The organism is Monashia sp. HAY1-5C, from assembly GCF_056755255.1.
This window is the reverse complement of sequence record NZ_JBPGXG010000705.1, coordinates 1-240: the sequence shown is the minus strand read 5'-3', so window position 1 is coordinate 240 and position 240 is coordinate 1. Positions and strand designations below refer to the sequence as shown.

The following is a 240-nucleotide window of genomic DNA, read 5'->3' as shown; positions in this document are numbered from 1 at the left end:
GTGAGCCGCTCAAGCACGAACATCGAGCCCTCCCTGAGCAGATCGAGGGAGAAGTCGATCGCGCATTCGTCGACTTCTCGCTGGACAAGCCCTCCGCCAGAGCGTTGATTCTCGCGGCACGCATGTCCCACGTCGTCGAGGGGCTGAGCGATGGGCAGCTCGACAAGGGGATGAAACGGGTGACCACAGATAACTATTGCGCCGTCGTCAGCCGCATGTCCGACATGCGTGGGAATGGCG

Annotated in this window: 1 protein-coding gene; it reads left to right on the top strand. The window is 61.7% G+C overall.

All coding sequences use genetic code 11. The features are described 5' to 3' along the window. On the top strand, nucleotides 1-240 hold a 240-nt coding region (locus tag ACR9ZK_RS23270), incomplete at both ends, for a hypothetical protein (protein ID WP_481344278.1).